Annotated in this window: 20 protein-coding genes; 8 read left to right on the top strand and 12 right to left on the bottom strand. The window is 68.1% G+C overall.

The window, feature by feature from the left end; genetic code table 11:
* Window positions 1-793 precede the first annotated feature (793 nt).
* From CF68_RS23215 to CF68_RS23245, 7 genes are all read right to left on the bottom strand, one after another.
* The gene (locus CF68_RS23215; RefSeq protein WP_035823358.1) at window positions 794-1,135 is read right to left on the bottom strand and encodes a flagellar protein FliT; all 342 of its coding nucleotides are present in this window, start codon (window positions 1,133-1,135) and stop codon (window positions 794-796) included.
* A 1-nt stretch (window position 1,136) separates the two neighbouring features.
* Window positions 1,137-1,562: a flagellar export chaperone FliS gene (gene fliS / locus CF68_RS23220; protein WP_035823360.1), complete on the bottom strand. Its 426-nt coding sequence runs from the start codon at window positions 1,560-1,562 to the stop codon at window positions 1,137-1,139.
* A gap of 39 nt (window positions 1,563-1,601) precedes the next feature.
* Window positions 1,602-3,014, bottom strand: a complete 1,413-nt coding sequence (gene fliD / locus CF68_RS23225; protein ID WP_035823362.1) for a flagellar filament capping protein FliD — start codon at window positions 3,012-3,014, stop codon at window positions 1,602-1,604.
* Between the two features lie 55 nt (window positions 3,015-3,069).
* On the bottom strand, window positions 3,070-3,420 hold the full coding sequence (locus CF68_RS23230; protein ID WP_035823364.1) for a flagellar protein FlaG: 351 nt from the start codon (window positions 3,418-3,420) through the stop codon (window positions 3,070-3,072).
* Between the two features lie 133 nt (window positions 3,421-3,553).
* The gene (locus CF68_RS23235; RefSeq protein ID WP_035823366.1) at window positions 3,554-5,086 is read right to left on the bottom strand and encodes a flagellin; all 1,533 of its coding nucleotides are present in this window, start codon (window positions 5,084-5,086) and stop codon (window positions 3,554-3,556) included.
* Window positions 5,087-5,311: 225 nt separating this feature from the next.
* Window positions 5,312-5,638 carry an RNA chaperone Hfq gene (locus tag CF68_RS23240; protein ID WP_035823368.1) on the bottom strand — a complete coding sequence of 109 codons (327 nt, stop codon included), beginning with the start codon at window positions 5,636-5,638 and terminating at the stop codon, window positions 5,312-5,314.
* A 752-nt stretch (window positions 5,639-6,390) separates the two neighbouring features.
* Window positions 6,391-7,347, bottom strand: a complete 957-nt coding sequence (locus CF68_RS23245) for an oxygenase MpaB family protein (protein WP_035823370.1) — start codon at window positions 7,345-7,347, stop codon at window positions 6,391-6,393.
* Between the two features lie 232 nt (window positions 7,348-7,579).
* On the opposite strand from CF68_RS23245, the gene CF68_RS23250 reads away from it, so the two are divergent.
* Window positions 7,580-7,840 carry a hypothetical protein gene (locus CF68_RS23250; protein WP_035823372.1) on the top strand — a complete coding sequence of 87 codons (261 nt, stop codon included), beginning with the start codon at window positions 7,580-7,582 and terminating at the stop codon, window positions 7,838-7,840.
* A 287-nt stretch (window positions 7,841-8,127) separates the two neighbouring features.
* Window positions 8,128-8,640, top strand: a complete 513-nt coding sequence (locus CF68_RS23255; protein WP_235205863.1) for a BON domain-containing protein — start codon at window positions 8,128-8,130, stop codon at window positions 8,638-8,640.
* 41 nt (window positions 8,641-8,681) lie between these two features.
* Here CF68_RS23255 and CF68_RS23260 read toward each other — a convergent pair whose 3' ends face one another.
* From CF68_RS23260 to ligD, 4 genes are all read right to left on the bottom strand, one after another.
* A complete protein-coding gene (locus CF68_RS23260) occupies window positions 8,682-9,701 on the bottom strand; it encodes a Ku protein (RefSeq protein WP_035823374.1) in 1,020 nt (339 codons plus the stop codon).
* A gap of 214 nt (window positions 9,702-9,915) precedes the next feature.
* Entirely contained in the window at window positions 9,916-11,925 is a 2,010-nt protein-coding gene (locus tag CF68_RS23265; RefSeq protein ID WP_035823376.1) for a response regulator, read from the bottom strand.
* Window positions 11,926-12,230: 305 nt separating this feature from the next.
* Window positions 12,231-12,626, bottom strand: coding sequence for a hypothetical protein (locus CF68_RS23270; RefSeq protein ID WP_035823378.1), 396 nt, complete (start codon window positions 12,624-12,626; stop codon window positions 12,231-12,233).
* A gap of 142 nt (window positions 12,627-12,768) precedes the next feature.
* Window positions 12,769-15,507 (bottom strand): DNA ligase D, encoded by a 2,739-nt coding sequence (ligD, locus tag CF68_RS23275; protein WP_035823381.1) that lies wholly within the window; start codon window positions 15,505-15,507, stop codon window positions 12,769-12,771.
* 255 nt (window positions 15,508-15,762) lie between these two features.
* Here ligD and CF68_RS23280 point away from each other — a divergent pair, with 255 nt between their 5' ends.
* Window positions 15,763-16,770, top strand: coding sequence for an SDR family oxidoreductase (locus tag CF68_RS23280; protein ID WP_035823383.1), 1,008 nt, complete (start codon window positions 15,763-15,765; stop codon window positions 16,768-16,770).
* A gap of 160 nt (window positions 16,771-16,930) precedes the next feature.
* Window positions 16,931-18,922, top strand: a complete 1,992-nt coding sequence (locus tag CF68_RS23285; protein WP_035823385.1) for an ATP-binding protein — start codon at window positions 16,931-16,933, stop codon at window positions 18,920-18,922.
* Here CF68_RS23285 and CF68_RS23290 read toward each other — a convergent pair.
* Window positions 18,907-19,971, bottom strand: a complete 1,065-nt coding sequence (locus tag CF68_RS23290) for a sigma-54-dependent Fis family transcriptional regulator (RefSeq protein WP_035823387.1) — start codon at window positions 19,969-19,971, stop codon at window positions 18,907-18,909. The two genes, CF68_RS23285 and CF68_RS23290, sit on opposite strands and share 16 nt — an antisense overlap.
* Window positions 19,972-20,327: 356 nt before the next feature.
* Between CF68_RS23290 and CF68_RS23295 the strand changes: the two genes are divergently transcribed.
* The 4 genes from CF68_RS23295 to CF68_RS23310 all read left to right on the top strand — a co-directional run bounded on the left by CF68_RS23295 (window position 20,328) and on the right by CF68_RS23310 (window position 23,811).
* A complete protein-coding gene (locus CF68_RS23295; RefSeq protein ID WP_035823389.1) occupies window positions 20,328-21,728 on the top strand; it encodes a sigma-54 dependent transcriptional regulator in 1,401 nt (466 codons plus the stop codon).
* Between the two features lie 140 nt (window positions 21,729-21,868).
* Window positions 21,869-22,675: a HAMP domain-containing sensor histidine kinase gene (locus CF68_RS23300; RefSeq protein WP_035823391.1), complete on the top strand. Its 807-nt coding sequence runs from the start codon at window positions 21,869-21,871 to the stop codon at window positions 22,673-22,675.
* Between the two features lie 201 nt (window positions 22,676-22,876).
* Entirely contained in the window at window positions 22,877-23,251 is a 375-nt protein-coding gene (locus CF68_RS23305) for a hypothetical protein (protein WP_035823393.1), read from the top strand.
* Between the two features lie 86 nt (window positions 23,252-23,337).
* The gene (locus CF68_RS23310; protein WP_010810663.1) at window positions 23,338-23,811 is read left to right on the top strand and encodes a PRC-barrel domain-containing protein; all 474 of its coding nucleotides are present in this window, start codon (window positions 23,338-23,340) and stop codon (window positions 23,809-23,811) included.
* The last annotated feature ends 79 nt before the right edge of the window (window positions 23,812-23,890 follow it).

A 23,890-nucleotide genomic window follows, 5' to 3' on the forward strand; every position in this document is an offset into this window, starting at 1 on the left:
CGCCGTGGTGGCGGCGCCTTGCCGCAGCGCCTGTTCCGCCGCCGCATGGCTATGGGCCACGCGCGGATTGCCGGCCGATGCCAGCGCTTCAGCCAGCACCTGCGAGGCCGGAATCAGCGGCGGCGCCGAGGGCCGCGCCGGCCCCGCCCCCCNNGCGGCACCGCCGGCATAGGTCAGCAGCGAAGACGGCGGCGGTGTTGCCGCGGCTTGCGCAGTGCCACCTGGGGCAGCCGCTCGGGCCGGCACCGGGACTTGCGCCTGCGGCTCCTGGCGGATGCCGGGCAACGCGCGCGCGCCGGCAACCCACTGCGCCAGGTGCGATTCGTAGAACAGGCCGCTCTGTCCGACCGTGTTGGCAAGGGCCGCCGCGGCGGCCTGCGCGGACGCTGGCGTGGGCGCGGCGGCCAGCAGCGGGCCGGCGCTGCGCACCGGCTGAGCCTCTGTGCCGTCCGTCACCGCCAGGATGGCGCGCGCCGCCGCGCTCAGCGATTCCTGCGTCGAAGTGCCCGGCAGCAAGGTAGCCTGGCCTGCCACGGCGTTGGGGCCGGTGGCGTGCTGGCTGTGGCGGATCGCCTGGCCGGTGGAGTTCTGGACATTCGACTCGGTGGCCTCGGGCACGGGCTGCAGCGCCGCCAGCTTGTCGATGGCAAGCGCCGTGCGCAGCGGTTGCGGGTCCGGGGCCTGACCGGGTGCCAGGCCTGGAGGCAAATGGATGCCGGTCATACGGGTCGCGTGAATGCAGACGGCGGGCTTTCCGGCCCGCCGCGGGGAGTAGCGCAGCGGTCAGGCTGCGTCAGGCGGTGGCGCCGTAGGCGGCGGACAGTTCGATCTGGCGGCGCGAGCTGGTCAGCATGTCGCCAAGCTTCTTCAGCTGCGGCATGGCCAGGTCACGGATGCGGGCATCGTAAGTGAGGATGCGGTCCAGCAACTGGTAGCGGCGCATGCGTTCCGCATCGGAGAACGGTGCCTCGTGGTCCATCTGGCGCAGGCGGTCCACCAGGGCCAGGTAGCCCTGCTGCAGCTCGGTGACGGTGTCCCAGTCAGCCGCCTGGGCGGCCTCATGCATGCGTGCGGACAGCGCGAGGACTTCTTCGTAGCAGTCCACGATCGGGGATAACTTGGGAAGGGAAGCCATGTCAGTTGTCCTGTAAGGCGGGTTGCCGATCCGCGGCCGCGGCCGTGTCGTCGATCTGCGCCCAGGCCGAAGCCAGGCTTTCGAGCAGCGTGTCGACTTCGGCCAGCAGGGCCGCGTCGCTGCGCAGGTTGGCCAGCATCAGCCGGCGCCCCATGTACTCGTACAGGGATTCGAGGTTGGCGGAGATCTCGCCGCCAGCCTCATGGTCGAGCACGGCGCGCAGGCCGTTGTCGATGATGTCGATGGCTTTGGAGATGGCGTTGCCGCGTTCGATGACGTTGCCGCCCTCCAGGTGGAACTTTGCCCGCGCGATCGCTGCGCGCGCGCCGTCGTAAAGCATGGTGATCAGCTTGTGCGGGCTGGCGCTCATGGCACCGGTCTGGACGCCCACCTGGGCGTAGGCGTTGATGGCTTGGCGGGCGAACATGGTTGGCTTCCTCTGGTCTTGGCAGGTGCGTCGGGACGCTTACTTGCCGGTGCTGTTATTCAGCGCATTGAACTGTTGCGTCAGGTAGGTGCGGGTGCCGTTCATCTGGTTGACGAGCACGTCCAGGGCCGTGAACTGGGCGCGATAGCGATCCATGGTGGATTTGACGCGCGCTTCAACCGCGTCATACCGGTCTTCCAGGTCCTTCAGCGTCCGCGTGATGCCATCGGTGGCTAGCGTCAGCATGCCGTTGGTGCTGTTGAAGGTCTTGACCGCTTCATTGACCTGCTTGCCGATGCCACCCTTGTCCGCGGTGCTGGAGAACATTGCGGTGATGCCAGCCAGATTCTCCGAGACGGACTTGTCGAGCTTCTCGGCATCGACCTTCATGGTGCCGTCCTTGCTGTCGAAGGTGATGCCGATGTCGGCCAGCGTGATCGTGCCGCCCTTGCCGTTGGCCTGCGGCACGCTGAGCATGGAGCGCAGCTGTGTCTGGATGCTGCGCAGCGTGCCGTCGCCATTCAGCGCCGATTTCGAGCCCGAGGTGGTGTCGAACGCGGTCAGCTCCTTGGCGGAGCTCTGGATATTGTTGTAGGCAGTGACGAAGGCGTTGATCGCGGTCTTGATCGCATCGGTATCGCGTACGACCGAGACGCTGGACTCGCCCTTGGCCACCAGGTTCATGGTGATGCCTTGCGCGGCGTCGACCACCAAGTTGCTCTGGCTGACGACGTCGATGCCATTGATGGTCAGCGTCGCGTTTTCCGCCTTGACCGCCTCGCGCGAGCCATTGGCCTGCACCGCGTCCTTGGGATCGAACGCCACCAGACCCTTCAGTTCCGGGGAGCTTGCGTTGATGCGCATGGCCGAGTCGGTGCCGGACTTGTTTGAGGTCAGCACCAAGCGGTATGGCGTGTCGCCGCCGTCATTGATGATGCTGGCGGTGACGCCGACATCGGCGCGGTTGATCGCATCGCGGATGCCGGCCAACGATTTGTCGTCCTCGCCAATGGTCACGGTCTTGGTGGTCTTGCCGGCGCCGCCGGTGGCGATATCGCCACCGAAATCGAAGGTGATGGTGCCGGTGCCGATGGCGTCGGTGACCTTGGCAGTTGGCTTGGTCACGATCGAATGCGCTGCCGCCAGATTGGTCACGTTGACCTTGTAGCTGCCGGGAACGGACGTGGAGCTGGACGACACCGTCAGGACTTCGGGCTTGGTCGAAGTCGCCTTGACCACCGCGAAGGTCTTGGCATCGGCCAGCTTTTGTGCGGCGGTCTGGTAAGAGGCCAGCACGCTCTTGATCGAGGCGAAGGCAGACAGCTTGGACTGGTAGCTCTCCGCCTGCTTGGTGATCGCGTTCAGGGGCGCCTTCTCGGCAGTCTCGATATTGCTGAGCAGGGTGTTCAGCTCCAGGTTGGAGCCGACGCCAAGGGAGGAGATGGATGCCATGCTGTATTACCTCGTTCTTCAGACTTATTGAGTGCGGTGCCTGCCGGTGCCTGGCTCAGGCAGATTGGCTGACGAACAGCCCCTGCAGCTTGTCGATGGCCCGCGCAATGCGCAGGACTTCTTCATTGGGGATCTGGCGGATGACTTCGCCGGTTTCCTTGTCGACCACCTTGGTGATGACGCGGTGGGTGTCTTCGTCGATCTCGAATCGCAGGCCGATGGATGTGGCTTTCAGCGCCTCGACCAGTTCCGCCATTGCGGCCGAGGTATCGCCGTCAGTCGCGTGGATGGCGGCGACACTTGCTGCCGAGCGGGTGCCGAGGGCCGTGCGCGCAGGTGGCAGCGTGGCGGTTGACTCGGGCCGCACCGGCTGGGCCGGCAGGGAAACAGTCGCAGGAGAAGCCATGATCAGGGGCGTTCCGTTGGAATCCGTTCAGACATCGACAGGGAAATGCTTTGCAGGCAGCGGTCCGCCTGCAAAGCACTCCGGCAGGAAGCCGGGCCTGGCGGCCCGGTTTCCTGCGGTACAGCAATCCTGCTTAACGCAGCAGCGACAGCACGCTTTGCGTGGTCTGGTTGGCCTGGGCCAGCACCGAGGTACCGGCTTGCTGCAGGATCTGGGCACGGGTCATGTTCGACACTTCCGTGGCGTAGTCCGCGTCTTCGATACGCGAACGGGCGGCCGACAGGTTGGTCACCGTGTTGTTCAGGTTGTTGATGGTCGACTCGAAGCGGTTCTGGATGGCACCCAGGTCGCTACGCAGGTTGTCGACGCTCGACAGGGCGTTGTCGATTGCCTTCAGCGGATCGACCACGACTTCATCGCCCAGCGTGACCTTGCCGGTCGTGCCGTTGACGGTTGCCTTGTTGTACGTCACGGTGCCATCGGCAGCGGTGTTGCTGACGAGGTAGTTGCCGCTCTTGTCCTTCAGCAGCGCGTTGGTGCCGGTGGGCTGGGCAGTGTTGACATCGGACATGTCCTTGGCAACAGCTTGCGTGCCGGGGACGGTCAGCACGCCGCCGGTTGCTTCGGTGTAGCCAGCGGTGGCCACGGGAGCAGCATCCTTTGCGCCAACGACAACCTTGCCGGTGTTGATATCGACAGAGGTCACGGCGTACGTGTCAGCGCCCGACTTGACAATATAGCTGTTGGGAGCCGTGTCGCTGACAAACAGCTGGTACGTTGCGGTAGCCGCCGTGTTGTTGTGGCCGGCCTGCGTCGCGCCCGTCGTGATGTCGGAAAGCTGAACCAGCGTGCCGTCCGCCGGGTTCACGAACTCCGTGCCGGCAGCAGCGGTGACTGCACCGGCGCCCAGGGCGGTCGTGGTGTTGTACGTGACGACGTTAGTGGCCTTGTCGTACGTGGCGGCGTAGTAGTTCGTGCCATCGGTTGCAACGAGGTCGCCTTGGCTCGTGCCGGCCGTCGCCACTTCGAAGCTGATCGTCGACGACGTGCCCGAGTAGGTCAGCGCAACGGTCTTTGCCGGAACGGCTTCCGAGATGTTCGCGCCAACAGCCGTCAGGTCCTTGCTCGAGATGTTCTTCGACACGTCAAGCTTCGACAGGCCCAGCGTCGAGGCATTGATCTGCTTCAGGTCGATCGTGATCGTTTCCGCGTCGTTGGCGCCAACCTGGATCGTCAGCTTCTGGTCCTTGGCCAGCACCTTCACGCCGTTGAACTGGGTCTGGTCCGACACGCGGGTGATTTCGTCCAGGCGCTGGGTGATTTCAGCCTGGATCGAAGCCTTGTCGCTGTCCGAGTTGGTGGCGTTCTGCGCCTGCACGCTCAGTTCACGGATGCGTTGCAGGTTGGTGTTGATTTCGTTCAGGGCGCCTTCGGTCGTCTGCGCGATCGAGATACCGTCGTTGGCGTTACGCGAAGCTTGCGTCAGGCCCTTGATGTTGGCGGTGAAGCGATTGGCGATGGCCTGGCCGGCGGCATCGTCCTTTGCGCTGTTGATGCGCAGGCCCGACGACAGGCGCTGGATCGCGGTGTTCAGCGATGCCTGGGACGAGTTCAGGTTGTTCTGCGTCGACAGCGACAACGTGTTGGTGTTAATGACTTGCGCCATGGTACGACTCCTATATGCAAAGTTTTGGGCATTCCGGCTAGTGCCGTAACGTTGGCGGCCTGCTTTGCAGGGCGTAGAGTGCCTCCGTTGCTTGGGTTATCGACCGGGCAAGGCAAAGGTTTAGAGTGATCTCCGCGATAGTTGCGCGGGGTGCCGGCAGGGCGGGCAGAGGCGCCTTGCGGCAGGGAGCGGCGGGGCCTGAGGGCGTGTGGGGCAGGCGTTGGCCTAGCGGCGCTTGCTGGTGCGGGGTATGTAGATCGGCAGGAAGTCCGGCTCCGGGGCCGGATCCGGAGCCACCGCCGGCGCGTCCGGCGCATTGGCCAGCGTGACCAGGCAGATGGCCCGCTTGTAGACCACCGTGGGCCGGATGTCGTCTGGCTGCCGGCCAAGCAGCACCACGTAGTCGTCTGACGCCAGGATGAGGCCCTGCAGCCGGGCGCCGGTGGACAGGTGGACGATCACCGGCGCCTGGCTGGTGCTGTATGCAGCAAATTGCTGGTGCTGCAGTTGTTTCCGGCTGCGTGACTTGGGCCGGGTTTCCTTCTTCTTCACAACGACTCCGGAAGAGCCCGCTAGGGTTCTGGCGGCTGATAACAGTCCGTTGGCCGACGGCTTGGGGTGCAGCGCGGCCAGGGCGGCAGGGGAAACATCCGCTCTCGGTAACGGCGCAGGTGCCGGCGGTTGGCGCTGCCAGAAGAGAAGGGGAGTACTTCAGGGCCGAGAGTAACAAAGTTCTTTCAAGCGTTGACGAACCGCCCGCCGTTCCTGGAATAGCGGCTTTGCTCTATAAAAGTTGTTGCTCTCGAAGCCGTGATATTGTAGCCGATTGTGCGCTGCCGCATACTGCGGCTAGAGCGTCGGGCCGGCAGGCCCCGGTGTGGACTGGGCCAGCGAGGAAATTGCCAGCCCCTGCGAAAAATGCCCTGATGTAGCGTCAGGGCTAAAACCATAAAAAGTGCGCAAATAATCTCATATTGTCATAAGGGAATCCCCTGATAGAAACGGGATTTACACCTCATGTAAGCGCGTTTATATTCTTGGCAAGAGCCTTTCGGCTCGAGCAGTCCTGGAAAGCCTACGAGCACCCCGCGCGTAGGCTTCTTTTTTTGCCTGCGTCGTTTGAATCGCGCTCTGTGGCGCTGTGGCTGGTGCGGTTAGTAAAAACCGACCGGCCGTTCGGAATGCCCAGGCAGATTTAACGCCACTTTCGTGTCGCACAATCCTCCGAAATGCGAGGGTTTTTGCCGCCAATTCTCATTTCCATTCAAGAAGGGTCCGCTGAACGCCGATAGCCCGCGCGGCCCTCAGCCGGCCGCCGTGGCAACGCCGCGGGCCACGCGCCGCCGTGCGCGCGCTGCCAGGCCGGCGCCCAGCACCCAGCGAAGCGCCGGTGCCAGCACATGCATGCCCGCGAGTGCTGCCGGGCGCCGTATCGAAGGGCCATCCAGGTCGAGCTGGTGCCGTGCCCACGGCGGCAGCAGGGCGATGCCCGCGTCGGCCATGATGCGTACCGCCGGCTGCAGCAGCGGGTTGGCCACCGGCATCTTTCGCACCAGCCGCACCACTTCGCTGGTGCGTTCGCTGGCCAGCAGCGCAGGCCGCATGGCCTCCAGGTAGGCTGTGACTTCGGCACGCGAGCGCGGCACGTCGGCCGCACCCAGCATAAGGGCGATGCGCGCAACCTCGTCGTAGTAGCGATCCTGCTCCGCGCTGCTCAGTGGCCCGACATAGCGCAGGTAGCCGGCCAGGAAGCTCGAGACCTCGGCCACGTGCACCCAGGTCAGCAACGCCGGATCGGAGGCCGCGTAGTGCCGCCCGTCCGGGGCCACGCCAACCACGCCGGCATGGATGCGCCGTACGCGCCCGATCAACGCCATGGCATCGGCGCGGCTGCCGTAGGTGGTGCCGGCGATGAACTGCGCGGTGCGCCCCAGGCGCCCCTGCATGTCGGTGCGAAAGCTGGAGTGGTCCCAGACCCCGGCCAGCGCCAGCGGATGCAGCGTCTGCAGCAGCAGCGCGCTGACGCCGCCCGCGAGCATTGCGGGAAAGTCGGCATGCACGCGCCAGCAGACCGCGTCGGGCCCGAACAGGCCGGGATCGCCCGGTGGGTTGTCGTAGTCGAGAGTCAGGCCGGAATTGCTGCGGGTCAGCGCGCGCACGTGCGCGCCGGCGCGCTCACGCAGCCTGCTAGAGAGATGGTTCAGCGGGCCGCGTCCTGGCTGCGCGGAGCGGCCGGCGGCGGGGTCGGTGAAGCTGGACAAGGCCGGTGCCTGAATGGGGAAGTCAGGGCCAGCATACACGGGATGCGGGACGATGTGCGCGGGGTCATGCCGCTGCGGTTGCAGCAAAAAGGGCCGGAGCCCCCTTGCGGGAGTCCCGGCCTGTCAATCTCCGGCGTATGCCCCTGCGGCCGCACCGCATGTTGCTGCCGCACATACCCGGAAAGCTGCCTGTTGTCGTGGCTGTCGCTGCTTACGGCTGGCGTTGTCCGCCTTGCTGGCCACCCTGTTGCCCGCCCTGGCCGCTTTGCTGGCCGCTGCGTTGGCCACTTTGCTGGCCCGGTTGCGAGCTGCCGCGATCCTGCTGCTGTTGTTGGTCCTGCTTGCGGTCCTGGTTACCCATCTGACCGCCGCCTTGTTGTTGTCCCGGCTGCTGTTGGCTGCCGCGTTGGCCAGATTGTTCCTGCTGCTTCTGATCCTGCGGCTTCTGGCCCGACTGCGATTGACCCGGCTGTTGCTGCTGTCCCATTGCTAGCTCCTTGGCGCGGCGAACTGCCGCATTCCTTGTTTCGCAATCGCCATGCCAAGCATGGAGGGACCTGGGTGCCGCCCGCACCGGTATGTAGCGCGCGATGCAGCACACCGTGCGGCGGGCGCTTTTACAACGGGTGGCCCGATTTACACACCGTGCGCCCCGTCGGGGACGCCTGGAACGGCCGGGCCGGCAGGTATGGAGCTTGCTGAAAAATGGCTTACCAGTGGTTCCGCGTGCCAGGCAAGGTCGGCAACGGATGCGCTGGTTACCCGAAACAGGAGGCAGCCATGCGTTTTTCCCGAATCCCCGCGCGCACCGTGCGGATGGCCTGTGTTGCTGCGGCGCTAGCGGCGGCCGGCAGCGCCCTGGCGCTCGACAAGAGCGGCCTGATCTTGGTTGCGGCCGACGATACCCCTGTGGCACCCGTCAATTCCGCGCCGGGCATGCCCGGCCGTGCCGACCCTGACCGGGGCGCCGCCCCGGACATGAGCGTCGACAAGACCAAGCGGGCCGTCGAGGACGGCGCCATCACCACCAGGATCAAAACCAAGCTGCTCACGACCAAGGACCTCAAGTCCACCGGCATCCATGTGAAGACCAAGCAGGGCACGGTCGAAGTGAGTGGGACGGTGCCGAGCCAGCAGCAGCACGACATGGCACTGGACGCGATCCGCAGCGTCGAGGGCGTGACGTCGGTCAATGACAACCTGAAGGTGTCGTCGCGGGGCTTGTCCGATGCTGAGGGTTTGCTCCCCTCTCCCGCGCGCGGGAGAGGGAGACCACAATCGCGATTTGGCTGACATCATTTGCGAACCGCACCCTCTGGAACCGCAGTGCCTGCCTATGCCGCGTGCTTCCTGCGCGTAGTGCTTGCACTCTTGCGCGCGGCCGGCGCATGCGACTCGCGCTTGGCCGGTGCGCGCTTGGTCTTGGTGGCAGTGCTGGCGCGCTTGGCAGGCGGGGTCGCAGCCCGCTTTGCAGCGGGCTGCTTCCTGGCGGCGGCATGCCGCGCGGGGGCCTTGCGGCGCGCGGGCGCGGCGTCGTCCTTGTCTTCCTTGCCGCGCTGGCCCAGGCTCTGGCGCAGCAGCGCCACCATGTCGATGACCTTGGCGCCCTGGCGCGGCGCTTCTTCCTCTTCCGCAGGCGGGGTCAGCTGGTGGGTCTTGCCGGAGTCGATCTTCTCTTCGATGCGCGCCATCAGGTCGTCACGATAGCTGTCGCGGTACTGTTCCGGCTCCCAGTCTTCGCTCATGTCGTCGACCAGCTTGGTCGCCATCTCGATCTCGCGCGCGTGCGCACCGGTGGGTTTGCCGGTGGCCGCCTTGGGCAGGCGCAGCTCGGAGATGGGCAGCACCTCGTCGGCAAAGCGCATGGTGTTGAGCACCAGCGCGTCGCCGTGCACCAGCATCGCGGCCAGGTGCTGGCGGGCGCGCAGCACCACCAGCGCCAGCGCGGCACGCCCGGTGCGGCGCATGGTTTCGTGCAGCAGCGCGTAGCCGCGCTCGCCGCGCTTGTCGGGCTCGAGGTAGTAGGGCGTGTCGAAGTAGTACGGCGGGATGCTCTGCGCGTCGACAAAGCTGACGATATCCACCGTCTGCGTGGCCTCGACATTGGCCTGGCGGAAGTCCTCCTCGTTCAGCAGTACGTATTCGTCCTTGGCGTACTGGTAGCCCTTGACGATATGTTCCTTGTCGACCGGCTTGCCGGTGCTCTTGTTGATGCGCTGGTAGCCCACTGGCGCCATGTCGCGCACGTCGAGCAGGTCCAGGTCCAGCGTCTGGCTGCGCGACGCGGGCCGCAATACCACCGGGATATTGACCAGGCCAAAGGTTATGGCGCCTTTCCAGATGATGCGTGACACGTGACGGCTCCTTTGCCAGCCGCACGGGCACGTTGCGGCGGCGGTGGCGGCAGATCGCCCGGAGGCGGGTCTGCCACCGGTTCGGGCGGGCCCGGCGGAGGTTCCGGCGGCGGGGTTTCAGGCTTGCGCGGCGGGATGTCGGGATCGGGCGTGGTATGCACGGAGCTTCCTTGTTCAGGGGTGACTGGGATCGGCGGCTGGCATCGGCATCGCGCTAGGGGTGGCCCGCGCTGAGTTCGTCCAGCAGCCGTGTCAGCGCGTCCAGGTCGGCCGGCTTGACCAGGTGCTGGTCGAAGCCGGCTTCCAGCGCGCGGCGGCGGTCCTCGGGCTGGCCGAAACCGGTCAGCGCCACCAGCGTGGCGCCGCGCATCTCGGGCAGCGCGCGCAGGCGGCGCGCGGTTTCGAAGCCGTCCATGGCGGGCATGCCCAGGTCCAGCAGCACCACCTCCGGTCGGGCATCGGTGGCGCGCGCCAGCGCGCTGGGGCCGTCGGCGGCGGTCACCACCGTATGGCCGAGCGTCTGCAGCGTCATCATCATGGCTTCGAGCGCGTCAGGGTTGTCGTCCACCACCATGATCCGGCGCGGCACGCCGCGGTGCGGTGCGGTGCGGCCGGAGCCTGGGTGCCACTTCTGCCACGGCTCCACCGGCAGCGTCACCGTGAAGGTGCTGCCCTGTCCGGCGCCGGGGCTGTCGGCGCGGATGGTGCCGCCATGCAGGCGCACGAGCTTTTGCACGAGCGTCAGGCCGATGCCGGGACCGTCATGCGGGAACGCGCTGCGCGGCGGTTCCGGCTGGGTGCCGTCGTCGCGCGGGGCCAGCGGATCGAACAGCTGCCGCTGCAGTGCCTCGGACAGGCCGGCGCCGTTGTCGCGCACGCGCACGGTGACGCGGGCGCCGGACGCGGCATCGGGCGCGGTGTCCGCCGCCTCGTCCTCGAGACTGGCATCGACGACGATCTGGCCGCCGGCGGGCGTGTAGGCCGCGGCGTTCTGCAGCAGGTTGCTGAAGATCTGCGTCAGGCGCACCAGGTCGCCGCGTACTGGCAGGGGCTGCTCGGGCAGCGACAGGCGCAGCGTATGGCCGCAGGCGTCCATCGTGGGGCGCACGGCTTCCACCGCGGTATTGAGCGCGGTGCGCAGTTCCACTAGGTCCTCGCGCAGCGTGATGCGGCCCTGGTTGAAACGCGAGATGTCGAGCAACTCATCCACCAGCCGGGTCAGGTGGTGCAGCTGCCGGCCGATGATGTCGCGCGCGCGGAACATGTCCTCGCGCGATGGCGAGAGCTGCTGCAACAGGTCCGCGGCGCTGCGCAGCGGCGCCAGTGGATTGCGCAGTTCATGCGCCAGCATGGCCAGGAACTGGTCCTTGCGCCGTTCCTCGTCGTGCAGCGCGCGTCCGGCACGGTTTTGCAGCGTCACGTCCTGGCAGGTGCCGGCGATGCGCGACGCCGGCGTGCCGTCGTCGGCCGGCGGGCCTTCCACGCCGCGCACCGGGAACGCCCGCGCGCGGATATCGCGCAGCTCGCCGTCCGGGCGCGCAAGGCGGAACTCGATGTCCAGCCTGCCGTCGCCCAGCATGCTGGCAAACGCCGCTTCCACGCGCGCACGGTCGGCCGGGGCCACGCGCTCCAGGCAGCGGCGCGGCTCTTGCGTCAGCTGCTCGGGCGCATGGCCGCACAACGTGGCGAGCGACGGGCTGGCGAACAGCAGGCGGGGCTCGGCCGGATCGAGGATCCACACCACGTCGGCCAGCGATTCGGCCAGCTGGCGGAACATGTCTTCATGCTCATGCAGTGCCCGCGACGTGCGGTGATAGGCGTCCTCTGCCCCGCGCAGCCGCAGCAGCGCCTGGATGCTCGACAACACCTCTTCCGGCTCGGCAGGCTCGACCAGGTAGCCGTCGGCGCCGCAGTTCAGCGCCTCTACGCGCTGGCGCGATTGCGCCAGCCCTGGCGAGGTCAGCAGCACCAGCGTGTGCGCGGTCTGTGGATCGGCCTTGAGCAGCCGGCAGACTTCCAGCCCGCTGATATCGGGCAGGCGTGCCGCCAGCAGCACCAGCAGCGGCGCATGCTGTCGCACCAGCGACAGCGCCGAATGGCCGGTGGCGGCCTCGATCACGGAATACTCGCCGCGATGGAGAATGCGGCTCTTGACGTAGCGCGGTCCCTCGCGGTCATCGACATTCAGGATCAGCGGGGCCGGATTGGCGGCATGCGGCGTCATGGCATCACGCTGACAGGCGCTTGCGCGCCCGCGCGGAGGTTTGCTCAAGGCCCGGGATGGTCCGCGGCGCCGTGTAAAACCGCGCCAGCCGCGCCGCACCGCTTGCAAGCTTTGCCGCGCCGGCGCGGCCGCCGGTTGTAGTTATTACATGCGCACAGAAGTCGTCCATCGCCGTTCCCCCTTTTGCATCAGCACGCCTGCGGTCTTTGCCAGGCTGTTGCGCTGGCAGTGGCAAGAGGCGTGCCGGGCAGGCGTCGCCCGGCACGCAGCGCGGCAAGTGAACTGCGTGGCACGGGTTGCGCGCTTCAGCGGCGGGCCGCCTCGCCGCCATGCGCTTCGGCGCTGGGGGAGGTGCCGCCGTGCGGTCCGGCCGAGCCGGCCGCTTCGGCAGCTTTCTGCGGGATCTTGCCGGGCTCGGTAGTGCCGCCGCCGGTGGCGCCCTTGCCAAAGCGCGCAGCAATCCGGTCCTGGACCCGGCCCAATGCCTCGGCCTGCTGTTTGGCCGCTTCGGCTTCCTTGGTCTTCTTGGCTTCGGCGGCCTGCTGCTGCTCGGGCGTCTGCGCCGGCAGGCGTGCCTGCACCGGGCTGGCGGCGAAGGACAGCATCGCGCAGGAAACCAGCAGGTGGCGCAAGGCGCGCCGGTTGCGTGGCGCGGCGGCGGCGGCTTGAATCTTCGCGGCGATCCTGAGTTGGCTCATCATCACGTCTCCATGTCGTCGCTGCACTGGCAGCAGTGCAACGAGGCGCACGCGGCGGGTGTGCCGGGCCGTGTGCCATGACCGGGATGCGGCAAGAAATGTGCCGCTTGGCTTCTGCTGCGGATTTCCGGCGGGAACGGGGAGGCTATCGGGCGCGTGCCAGCCGCGCCGCGGCGCGCGTGATCGCCTGCCGGGTCTCGGCGTAGTCCGCCCATGGGTCGTCGGCCGCCAGGGCGTCGAGCCTCGGGCCGGCATCGTCCACGGTCCACTGCGCCGTGCCTTGCAGGCTATCGAGCTCCTCCCACCACACCGGCATCGATACGGCCAGCCCCGGGCGTGCCCGCGCCGAGAATGCGGCCACCGTGGTGGCGCCTACGCCATTGCGCAGGTAATCGATGAAAATCTTGCCAACGCGGTTGCGTGGACCGCTCTTGGCCACGAAGCGCTGCGGAATGGTCGCGGCGACATGGCGCACCACGTCATGCGCGAACGCCTTCACCTCGTCCCAGCCCGCACGCGGCGTGATCGGCACCACCACGTGCAGCCCCTTGCCGCCGCTGGTCTTCAGGAAGCCGGCGAGGCCGAGTTCATCGAGCAGCGCCTTCATCAGCGCGGCGGCCTCCTGCATTTGTGCCCAGGGCACGCCTTCGCCCGGGTCCAGGTCGAAGACGATGCGGTTGGGGCGGTCGATGCTGCGTTTGCTGGCGTTCCAGGTGTGGAACTCCACCACGTTGAGCTGTGCCGCGGCCACCAGGGCTTCGGCCGAAGCGATTTCCAGCAGCGCGGGATGCCCCGGCCACAGGCCGGGATCGAGCACGTTGAGGCCGTCCACCCGCAGCGTGTCGCTATGCCGTTGGAAGAACTGCTCGCCGCCCACGCCCGATGGCGCGCGCACCATCGCGATCGGTCGCCCGCGCAGGTGCGGCAGGATCAGCGGCGCGGCGCGTTCGTAGTAGCGCACCAGGTCGCCCTTGGTCAGGCCGGATGCCGTGTCGATGACGCGCTCGGCATGGCTGATCGCGACCTTGCCGCCGGCGGCGGTGGTGCGCTTTGCGGTCGTGCTGGACTTCGGCCGTGTCCCGGTAGGCTTTGCCGTTTTTGCCGCGGGCTTGCCCTTGGCTGCCGGCGTTGCCGGCCGCTCCACCGACACCGCGCGCGCGGGCTTGTCGGTGCGCAGACCGTGGAAGACGGAATGGCGCACGCGGCCCTCGCGGGTCCAGCTGCCGAACGAGACCTCGGCCACCAGCTTTGGCCGCACCCAGTGCCCTTTCACGCCTGCCGGCACGCTCTCAAAGGGCGCGGAATCGGCGCGCAACGCGTCCAGTTGCGTGCGCAGCGCGCCCAGCGTGCGTGTGTCGAAGCCGGTGCCGACATTGCCCGCGTAGCGCAGCCGCCCGCCGCTGTCGTGCACGCCAAGCAGCAGCGAGCCGATGCCGGCGCGGCTGCCTTTCGGGTCGGTGAAGCCCGCCACCACGAACTCCTGGCGCAAAGTGCATTTCAGCTTGATCCAGGTACTGGTGCGCGCGCTGACATAGGCGGCGTCGGCGCGCTTGCCGATCACGCCTTCAAGCTTCATGCGGCAGGCTGCCTCAAGCATGTCGGCAGGGCCGGCCTCGAAGTCCTCGCTGAACTGCAGGCGCGGCGAGGTGTTGTGCGCGAAGATCCGGCGCAGCAGGGCGCGCCGCTCCACCAGCGGCAGCTTGCGCAGGTCATGGCCGGCAAAGTAGGGCAGGTCGAACACGAAATACTGGATGCCCTCGACGCGCGCGGTATCGAAGGCATTCTGCAGCGCCTGGAAGTCGGTTGCGCCATGCTTGCCGAGCACCACGATCTCGCCATCGAGCCAGCCGTCGGGCAGGCCCAGGGCGCCGACGTCGCGCGCCAGCGCACGCAGCTTGCTGGTCCAGTCGTGGCCCTGGCGCGTGAACAGGCGCAGATCCTTGCCGTCGATGCGGGCCAGCAGCCGGTAGCCGTCGAACTTGATCTCGTAGTGCCACGCCTGCGCGTCGGACGGAGGCTGCTCCACCAGCGTGGCCAGCTGCGGCGCCAGCGCCAGCGGCAAGGCCGCGCGCGGCGCGCCGCGCGGCGGCTTCAGGGACTTCGCCGTGCCGTGTGCATCTGGTGCGGCTTCGTCAGGCGGCTGCGCGGACTTGGCGCGCTTTGCCGCGGGTTTGCGCTGCGTGCCGCCCAGCACGCTGTCCGGCAAGGCCTCGACCACATCGAACTCCGATGCCGGCACGGCGGTCTCGTCGCGCTCCTTGATCAGCAGCCAGGCGTCCTGCTCCTTCTGCCGGCTGCCGTGCATGCGCACCAGGGTCCAGTGACCGTGCAGCTTTTCGCCGCGCAGTTCGAACTTCAGCTTGCCGGCGCGGTAGCCGGCCTCGGCATCGCCCACCGGCAACCAGGTGCCGCGGTCCCAGACGATGACCGTGCCGGCGCCGTAGTGGCCGGCGGGAATCACGCCCTCGAAGTCGGCGTAGTCCATTGGGTGGTCCTCGACATGGATGGCCATGCGCTTGTCGGCAGGGTCCAGGCTCGGGCCCTTGGGCACGGCCCAGCTTTTCAGCGCGCCGCCGAGCTCGAGGCGAAAGTCATAGTGCAGCCGACGCGCCGCATGCTTCTGGATCACGAAGGACAGCTCGCCGGCGCGCTTGCGCGGTTTGCCGCGGGTGCGCGCGGCGCCGCTGGGCTCAGGCGTGGCGCCGAAGTCGCGCATGCGGCGGTATTTGTCGAGTGCGGCGGGGGCGGCCTTGGCGGCCGGCGCGCCGCGTGCCGCCGGGCGGGCCGTGCTGGCGCGCTTGCCGGTGTGCTTGCCGGCGCCTTTTGCCGCGGTGCGGCGTTTGCCTGGATCCTGTGGCGCTGTCGGTCGCGTGGTCTTGGCCATGGCTGTCGCCGGTTACGTGGGATGTATCCAGCTTAGGCAGCACATGCCGCCGCTGAAATCGGCGCCCGTCCTACAGCGCCCTGTGGCAGCCCCGTGCGTGCGCCGCGGCATGTGGTTCTTACCGGGTGTTGTAAATCTGCGGCGGCCCGCGTGCCGTGGCGCCGCCACCCGGGGCCGCCCCGGACAGGAACGCTCCTTGCGACTCCCCAGCGGCATGCCCGGCACCGTGCCGGGCCTCCCCGAGGAGAAGCGGCGATGAAACCAACCCTGAAGAACATTGGCTCGCAGGTCATCGTCCTGACCGGTGCCAGCAGCGGCGTGGGCCTGGTGACGGCGCGCAAGGCGGCGCAGCAGGGCGCGCGGCTGGTGCTGGTAGCGCGCAGCGAGGGCTCGCTGCACCAGCTGGCCGAAGAGCTGCGCGAGCATGGCAATGAAGTCATCACCGTGGTGGCCGATGTCGGCAAGCATGAAGAGGTTGGCAAGGTGGCGCAGGCTGCCATCGAGCGCTTCGGTGGCTTCGATACCTGGATCAACAACGCCGGCGTGACCATCTTCGGCCGCCATTGCGACGTGCCGCTGGAAGACCAGCGGCGGCTGTTCGATACCAACTACTGGGGCACCGTGCATGGCTCGCTGGCGGCGGCCGCGCACCTGCGCGAGCACGGCGGCGCCATTATCAACATGGGCAGCGAGGCCGCGGACGGACCGCTGCCGCTGCAGAGCGCCTACGCGGCCTCGCAGCACGCGATCAAGGGCTTTACCGATTCGCTGCGGCTGGAACTGGAGCAAGAGCAGGCGCCGGTCATCGTGACGCTGATCAAGCCTGCCGGACTGGAAACGCCGCTGGCCATGCACGCCAAGAACTTCCTCGATGTCGAGCCGCGCATGCCGCCGCCGCTGTATGACCCGGCGCTGGCCGCCGACGCGATCCTGTTTGCCGCCGCGAACCCGCGCCGCGAACTCTTCGTCGGTGCGGCCGCCAAGGCGTTCTCGGCCGCGGCGTACCATGCGCCGCACACCTTCGACCGCTTCATGCGCCGCTTCATGGGCCGCGCGCAACAGACGCACCACCCCGCGGGTCCGCTCGAGGACAATGCGCTGTATGGCAGCGGCAGCGGCCTGCAGGAACGCAGCGGCAGCCACAACGCGCTGCACTCCTGCCCCTACACCACCACCGCGCGGCACCCGATGCTGGCCACTGCGCTGGTGGTGGGCGCCTCCGCCGCGGTTGCCGCGGTGTACCAGTTGCGACACAAACGCTAGTGTCCGGTGTCGCGCACATGGGTGGCGCATGGGCCGCGAACGCCTATCATTGACTCGAATGCCCGCATTTGCGGGCATTCGGCCCTCCGCCGCACGGCGGCGTCAGGCCGCCCGCGCACGGGGCCTGCTGTCCTCACCCCATCACACAGAAGGTGTGCTCATGTCCGAGCCGCAAGCGGCAAAAGGCATCCGTACGTCACCCGTCGGCGAGCCGGACGATGCCGGCCTCCTGCTGGCGGCACAGTACCGGCGCCTGCTCGACGCGGTGGAAGACTGCGCCGTGTTCGAGACCGATGCGCACGGGTGCATTGCGATGTGGCCGGATACCGCACGGCGCGTGTTCGGCTACAGCGCCGAGGAAATCACCGGCCGTCACCTTTCCTGCCTGCATCGTCCTGACGATGTCGCTGCCGGCCTGCCGCAGCAATGGCTGCAGGCGGCCGCACTCGGAGGCAGCGCGCGCGACCAGGGTTGGCGCGTGCGGCGCGACGGCAGCCTGCTGCAGGCGTCCTGCCTCATGCGGGCCATTGGCGCGGCCGACGGACCGGCCGCGGCGGCCGGGCATGTCGATGCCTCGTCCGTGGAGTCCGCAGCAGGCCAGGCCGCCGGCTTTATCGTGTCGTGCCGCGACATTACCGTGCAGCAGGCCGCATCCGAGCATGCCCGGCTGGCCGATACCCGGCTGCGCCTGCTGGCCGACAACCTGCCCGGCACCGCGGTGTGCGAACTTGACCTGGACGGCACCATCCGCAGCTGGAACGTCGGCGCGCAGGCGCTGGCCGGCTATGTCGAGGCCGAAGCCGTCGGCCAGCCGCTGGCACTGCTCTATTCCCGCCAGGATGCCGCCGCGGGACGCGACCGCGCGGCGCTGGAAGCCGCGCGCGCCTGCGGCCAGTGGGCCGGCGACGAGCGCGTCGCACGCAAGGACGGCTCGGTGGTGCGTTGCCATACGCGCATGGTGCTGGTGCGCGACGCCGCCGGCTGCCCGACCAGCCTGCTGTGGACCGTCCACGACCTGAGCGATGCGCTGCGGCTGGAAATGCTGGAAGCCGGCAGCCGCCGGCTGCAATCGTTCCTGGCCATCCTGGCGCATGAACTGCGCAATCCGCTGGCGGCGGTGCGCAACGCGGTGGAAGTGATCGCGCTGACCCCGGATGCCGACACGCGCGCGCACCGCTGCGCCGGGATCATCGACCGCCAGCTGCACCAGCTGGAGCGGCTGGTGAACGACCTGCTCGACGTGGGCCGCGTGACCGCCGGCAAGCTGAACATGGAGCTGACGCCCACCTCGTACAACGACGTGGTGACCATCAGCATCGAGGCAATCCGCCCGGTGCTGGAAGCAGCCGGCCAGCGGCTCGTGGTGGCGCTGCCGGCAAGCTCGCCCTACGTGCGCGCCGATGCCGCGCGGCTGGGGCAGGTGCTGCTGAACCTGCTCAGCAATGCGGTCAAGTACACGCCGCGCGGCGGCACCGTCAGCGTGCATGTGAGCGTGGAGTCAGCGCGCGTGATCACCGCCGTGTCGGATACCGGCTGGGGCCTTGCGCCCGCGGCGCTGGACCGCATCTTCAACCTGTTCGCGCAGGAGGCCGACGCCGGCAGCCGCAGCGGCCTGGGCATCGGGCTGGCACTGGCCAAGGCCGTGGTGGAAGCGCACGGCGGTGCGATCCAGGCCGACAGCGGTGGCGCCGGCAAGGGCAGCACCTTCACCGTGATCCTGCCGCGCGCCAGCGCCCGCCGGCGCGAGGCCGGCACGCCGCCGCCGGGGCCGGTGCCGCGGCGCCGCGTGCTGGTGGTGGACGACAATGCCGATTCGGCCGACAGCATGGCCGAGCTGCTGGGCCTGCTCGGCCATGAGGCGCGCGCGGCCCATGGCGGCCAGCAGGCACTGGACCTGGTTGCCGAATTCCGCCCGGATTGCGTGCTGCTCGACCTGGAGATGCCCGACATGTCGGGCTTTGAAGTCCTGCCGGCATTGCGCCAGGCGTGCGCCCCGCGCGCGGTGCAGTTCCTGGCGCTGACCGGGCGCTGCACTGCCGAAGACCAGCGGCGCAGCGAACTGGCCGGCTTCCATGCGTACCTGACCAAGCCGCTGGCGATCGAGGTCCTGTCGCGCGCGCTGGCCGCGCCGGCGCCTTACAAGGAGCGGTAGGCGTCCAGCCGGTTGTACAGCGTCTTCAGGCTGATGCCGAGCGCGCGCGCGGCCTGGCGCTTGTCGCCGTCAAAGCGCGCCAGGGTGGCCATGATGATCTCGCGCTGGGTGTCGGCCAGCGTGGTGCCGACGCGCACGCTGACCACGCCGTCCACCGTGGTGGGCCGCGGCGGCTGCGTGGCCAGGTTGGGGTTGCCGATTTCCACGACCTTGTCGGCCAGGATAAAGGCGCGGTAGACGGCGTTCTTCAGCTCGCGCACATTGCCCGGCCAGTCATAGCGCACCAGCCGCTCCAGCGAGGCGGCCGAGAAGGCCTTGTCGGTGCGCTCCATGGCGTTGTATTCGGCCAGGAAGTGGCGTGCCAGCGGCACGATATCGTCGGGCCGCTCGCGCAGCGGCGGGATATGCAGCGGGAACACGGCCAGCCGGTACAGCAGGTCTTCGCGCAACTGGCCGGCACGCGCTGCCTCGACCGGGTCGCGGTTGGTGGCTGCCAGGATGCGCACGTCCGAGGCGATGGGCGTGTCGCCGCCGACGCGGTGGAAGGTCCGGCCTTCCAGCACCCGCAACAACTTGATCTGCATCTCGAGCGGCATTTCAGTGACTTCATCGAGAAACAGCGTGCCTCCATGGGCCTGCTCGAAGTAGCCTGCCTTCTGCTCGATCGCACCGGTAAAGCCGCCTTTCTCGTGGCCGAACAGCTCTGACTCGATCAGCGTGGGCTGGATCGCGCCGCAGTTGACCGCAATGAAGGGGCCTTTGCGGCGCGCGCTGCGCTCATGCACCGCGCGTGCCACCACTTCCTTGCCGGAGCCGCTTTCGCCTACCGCAAGCATGGTGACATCGGTGGGCGCCACGCGCTCGATCTGGGCCAGCAAGCGTTGCATGGCGGGCGACGCGCTTTCCCACAGCAGCGAGACCTGCGACGGTATGGCGCGGCGCGGCGCGGCCTCGCGCGCCGGCTCGGATGTGCTGGCGGCATGGCCGGCGGGCTGGCCAGAGGGGGGGGCGGCGTTGCTGCGCTGCGGTGTGCTGGCGGTCACGGGCACAATTAAGGCCTCGGTCGGGGGCGGGCTTGTCGTGAGAAGTTCCTATGCTAGCCTTTGGCGCAGGGGCTTGCCATAGATGTCTGACCCCGCGCGGAAACATCCGACAGCTGTGTCAGACGGACACCGGCAACGACCGTGCCTGCCCGCGCTTAGACTGGCATTACGCAGTGGACTTGTGCAACCGACTGACAATGTCGCAGTCGAAACCCGTGCCGCCCCTGTGCCCGTCGCGCCACGCCTCGCATGGAGCGCGCCGGCGGGCGTCCCGAGCCCGGCAGCAATGGCCGCCGTGGCGCGCGAAAGCAGGTGCCAGCGGATTTCGCCCAAGTTTCCAATAGGTCTCACTGACGGATCGTATGCCCCACATCCTGATTGTCGATGACGACGAAAACGCATGCGCCGCGCTAGCCGAGATCGTGGCCATGGAAGGCTTCACCTCCGCCACCGCGGGCACCTTGCGCGAGGCGCGGCTGCAGATCGGCTGGCGCATGCCGGAGGCGATCGTGGCCGACTTGCGCCTGCCGGACGGCAACGGCATGGAGCTGTTCGACGAGGTCGGCGCCTCGGGCGTCGAAGTGATCCTCACGACCGGCTATGCCAGCGTGGAAAGCGCGGTCGAAGCGCTGCGCGCCGGTGCCACCGATTACCTGGTCAAGCCCATAAACGTGGCGCGGCTGCAGACCGTGCTCAGGCGCCTGGCCACCACCGGCGAGTTGCGCGCCGAGATCCATTCGCTGCGCGGCGAGTTGCGCCGCTACGGCCGTTTCGGCCGGCTGATGGGCAGCTCCGAAGTGATGCAGGTGGTCTATGACCAGCTTGCGCGCGTGGCGCCGACTGAAGCCACGGTATTGCTGATCGGCGAAAGCGGCACCGGCAAGGAACTGGCCGCGCAGACCGTGCACGAGCTCTCGTCGCGGCGGCGCCAGCCGTTCCTGGCGGTCAACTGCGGCGCGATCTCGCCCACGCTGATCGAAAGCGAGATGTTCGGCCACGAGCGCGGCAGCTTTACCGGCGCGGACCGCCAGCACAAGGGTTATTTCGAGCGCGCCGACGGTGGCACCCTGTTCCTGGACGAGATCACCGAGATGCCCGCCGAGCTGCAGGTCAAGCTGTTGCGCGTGCTGGAGACCGGCACCTTCATGCGCGTGGGCACCAACCGCGAATGCCATGCCGATGTGCGCGTGCTGGCCGCCACCAACCGCAACCCCGAAGATGCGGTGGCCGACGGCAAGCTGCGCGCGGACCTGTTCCACCGGCTGAACGTGTTCCCGGTAGAACTGCCGCCGCTGCGCGCGCGCGGCGACGACGTGATCCAGATCGCCAACCTGATGTTGGACCAGCTCAATGCCGAGCAGGGCACCCAGCGCCGCTTCGCGCCCAATGTGCTGGACAGCCTGCGCCTGCACGCCTGGCCCGGCAATGTGCGCGAGCTGCGCAACTTCGTGCAGCGCGCCTTCATCATGTCCGACGACGACCTCATCACCGAAGTGCAGGTGCCGCTGCAGGTCGCGGCCACGCAGGCGCCGGGCGCGGCGGTGGTGTCGGTGCCGGTGGGCATGTCCCTGGCCGATGCCGACCGGCAGCTGATCTTCGCCACGCTGGAGCAATGCGCGGGGGTGAAGAAGCACGCGGCCGAGATCCTCGGCATCAGCCTGAAGACTTTGTACAACCGGCTGGAAGATTATGCCGCCCGCGGCGAATTGCCGGAGTGGCTGCGCGCCTCGCGCAACGACAACGGATCGTCGGCTACCGGCTGACGGCGTGGGCCAGCGCCTGCGTTTGCGGGGATTGGGCCCGTGCCAGTGGGCCGCAGCGCCCTGTGCAGCACGTTTCTTGCTTCCTCCAACGCATCCAACCCGGCAAATCCGGCCGGGGACGTGCCAATGCCGAGCCGCACATGACGCAGCAACCCCCGCCGTCCGCGATGCCGGACGCTCCGCTTTCCTCGCCTGCCGACGCCGTGCGCAGCGTGCAAGAGGTGAGCGCGCTGATCGAGCAATCGGCGCATGACCTGCGTTCCTCGCTGAACGCCATCCAGAGCTGGGCCTACGTGCTGGACCGCGCCTTCGATACCACGCCGGCGCCCGCGCAGCGCGCGCTGGACGGGATTCGCTCGGGCATGCAGCAGCAGCTGGCGCTGATCGAGGAGATGGAAGAAGCCGTGCGGCTGCTGGCCGACGAGGGCGCACCGCGCTGGCAGCGCCTGGACCTGCTGCCGCTCACGGTCCAGGCCATCGCCGACCGCCGTCCCGCGGCCGAAGCCCGTGGCGTGCTGCTGTCGCCGGTCGCCACTGACGGTGCAGCTGAATCGTCTGAATCGGCCTATCTGATCGATGGCGACGCCGAGCGGCTGGCTCCGCTGCTGCGGCACCTGCTGGTGCATTGCATCTGGCGCGCGCCGGCCGGCGGCTCGGTCGCCGTGCAGCTATTCAGCGAGCCGGATCACGTGAAGCTGCGCATCACCGAGAGTCCGCCGCTGGACCAGCAGCGCAGCGCCAGCCGGCTGGCCGCGCTGACCGATTTCTTCGGGCGCCGGGCGGCGCCGGACGGCGCGACCCCGGCCCGGCAGAGCAGCGCGCTGCTGCTGACGCGCCGCATGGTGGAAATGCACGGCGCGGCGCTGAGCGCGGAAAGCGATGGCTGCGAAAACGACCGGATCAGGGTCTGCATCGCCGTCAGGTTCCCGCGCCACGCGCGCGCCTGACGCGGCGCCGCGCATCCATGTAGTTTTTACCGGCCTGTCGCGTGCGCTACGCGTAGCGCTTGCCGGCCGGCCTTGGTCGCACTCGCCATACACGCGGCGTCACGGCAGCGCCCGCACCGCTCCCCCGCCACTCTCCTGTCCCCTGCCGTTTCTGGCCCGCGCCTTGCATGGATGAATGACCCAACCAAGGAGGGTACAACCATGCCCAAAGCTAGCCGCAAATCCGACAAGGCCGCGCAGGTTGCTCACAAGCCGTCCGGCGCGAAATCCGACAAGTCCCGGGCTGCCCGCATGAGCGGGCCATCCGCGGGCAAGGCCGGCGCAGGCAGCAAGGCCGCCGCCGGCGACAAGCAACGGGGCAAGGAAGCCAAGACCTACCAGGCCGCCGTGGACGACTCGCTGGAGATGACGTTCCCGGCCAGCGACCCGATCTCGCCGAGCGCAGCCATGCACGCCGAGAAGAAGACGCAAACCGCGCGCGACGACGTCGACTGGAAGCTCAAGTGGGGCAGCGAAAAGCAGCCCGCGGGCGCCAAGCCGGCCGGCCAGCGCAAGGGGACGGCCACCAAGCGCTGAAGCGTATGTCCGCAACCCTGAGTCCAGGTGCCGCGGCGGGGTCCTACCCAGTGCCCTTCGCCGCGGCCCGCCAAACGGAGATAGCCATGACCCGAGTCCAACCTGAACCCCCTGAAGAACGGCCGCCGCACGGCGCATCCATCGTCGGCGGCATCGATCGCGATTCCCCGGGTCCTGGCCCGTTTGTGATGGCAGCCGACACGCTTGAGGGCAACAAGGTGGTTGACCCCGCCGGCGATGATATCGGTACCATCGACCACATCATGATCGACGTGCTGGGCGGGCGCGTTGCCTACGCGGTGCTGGCCATGGGCGGCTTCCTTGGCATCGGCGAGAAGCTCTTTGCCTTGCCATGGTCGGCGCTCACGCTTGACACGCGGCGCAAGTGTTTTGTGCTTGGTGTTGAAAGGGATCGGCTCAAGGCCGCGCCGGGGTTTGACAAGGACCACTGGCCCAGCATGGCGGATTCGCAGTGGGCTACCAGCATTCACCAGTATTACGGGATTTCGCCTTATTGGGAGGCGGATCGGTATGACCCTTGGGATGAGAGGAGGAGGTGATGGGGGAATGGGCGACGGCCCTTTAGGCTGGCGCCAATGCGGTCGCTTGTCGCCCTTGGCGGGCGTGGCTGTTTCGCCG

The sequence above is a fragment of the Cupriavidus sp. SK-4 genome (assembly GCF_000611125.1).
Classification (GTDB): domain Bacteria; phylum Pseudomonadota; class Gammaproteobacteria; order Burkholderiales; family Burkholderiaceae; genus Cupriavidus; species Cupriavidus necator.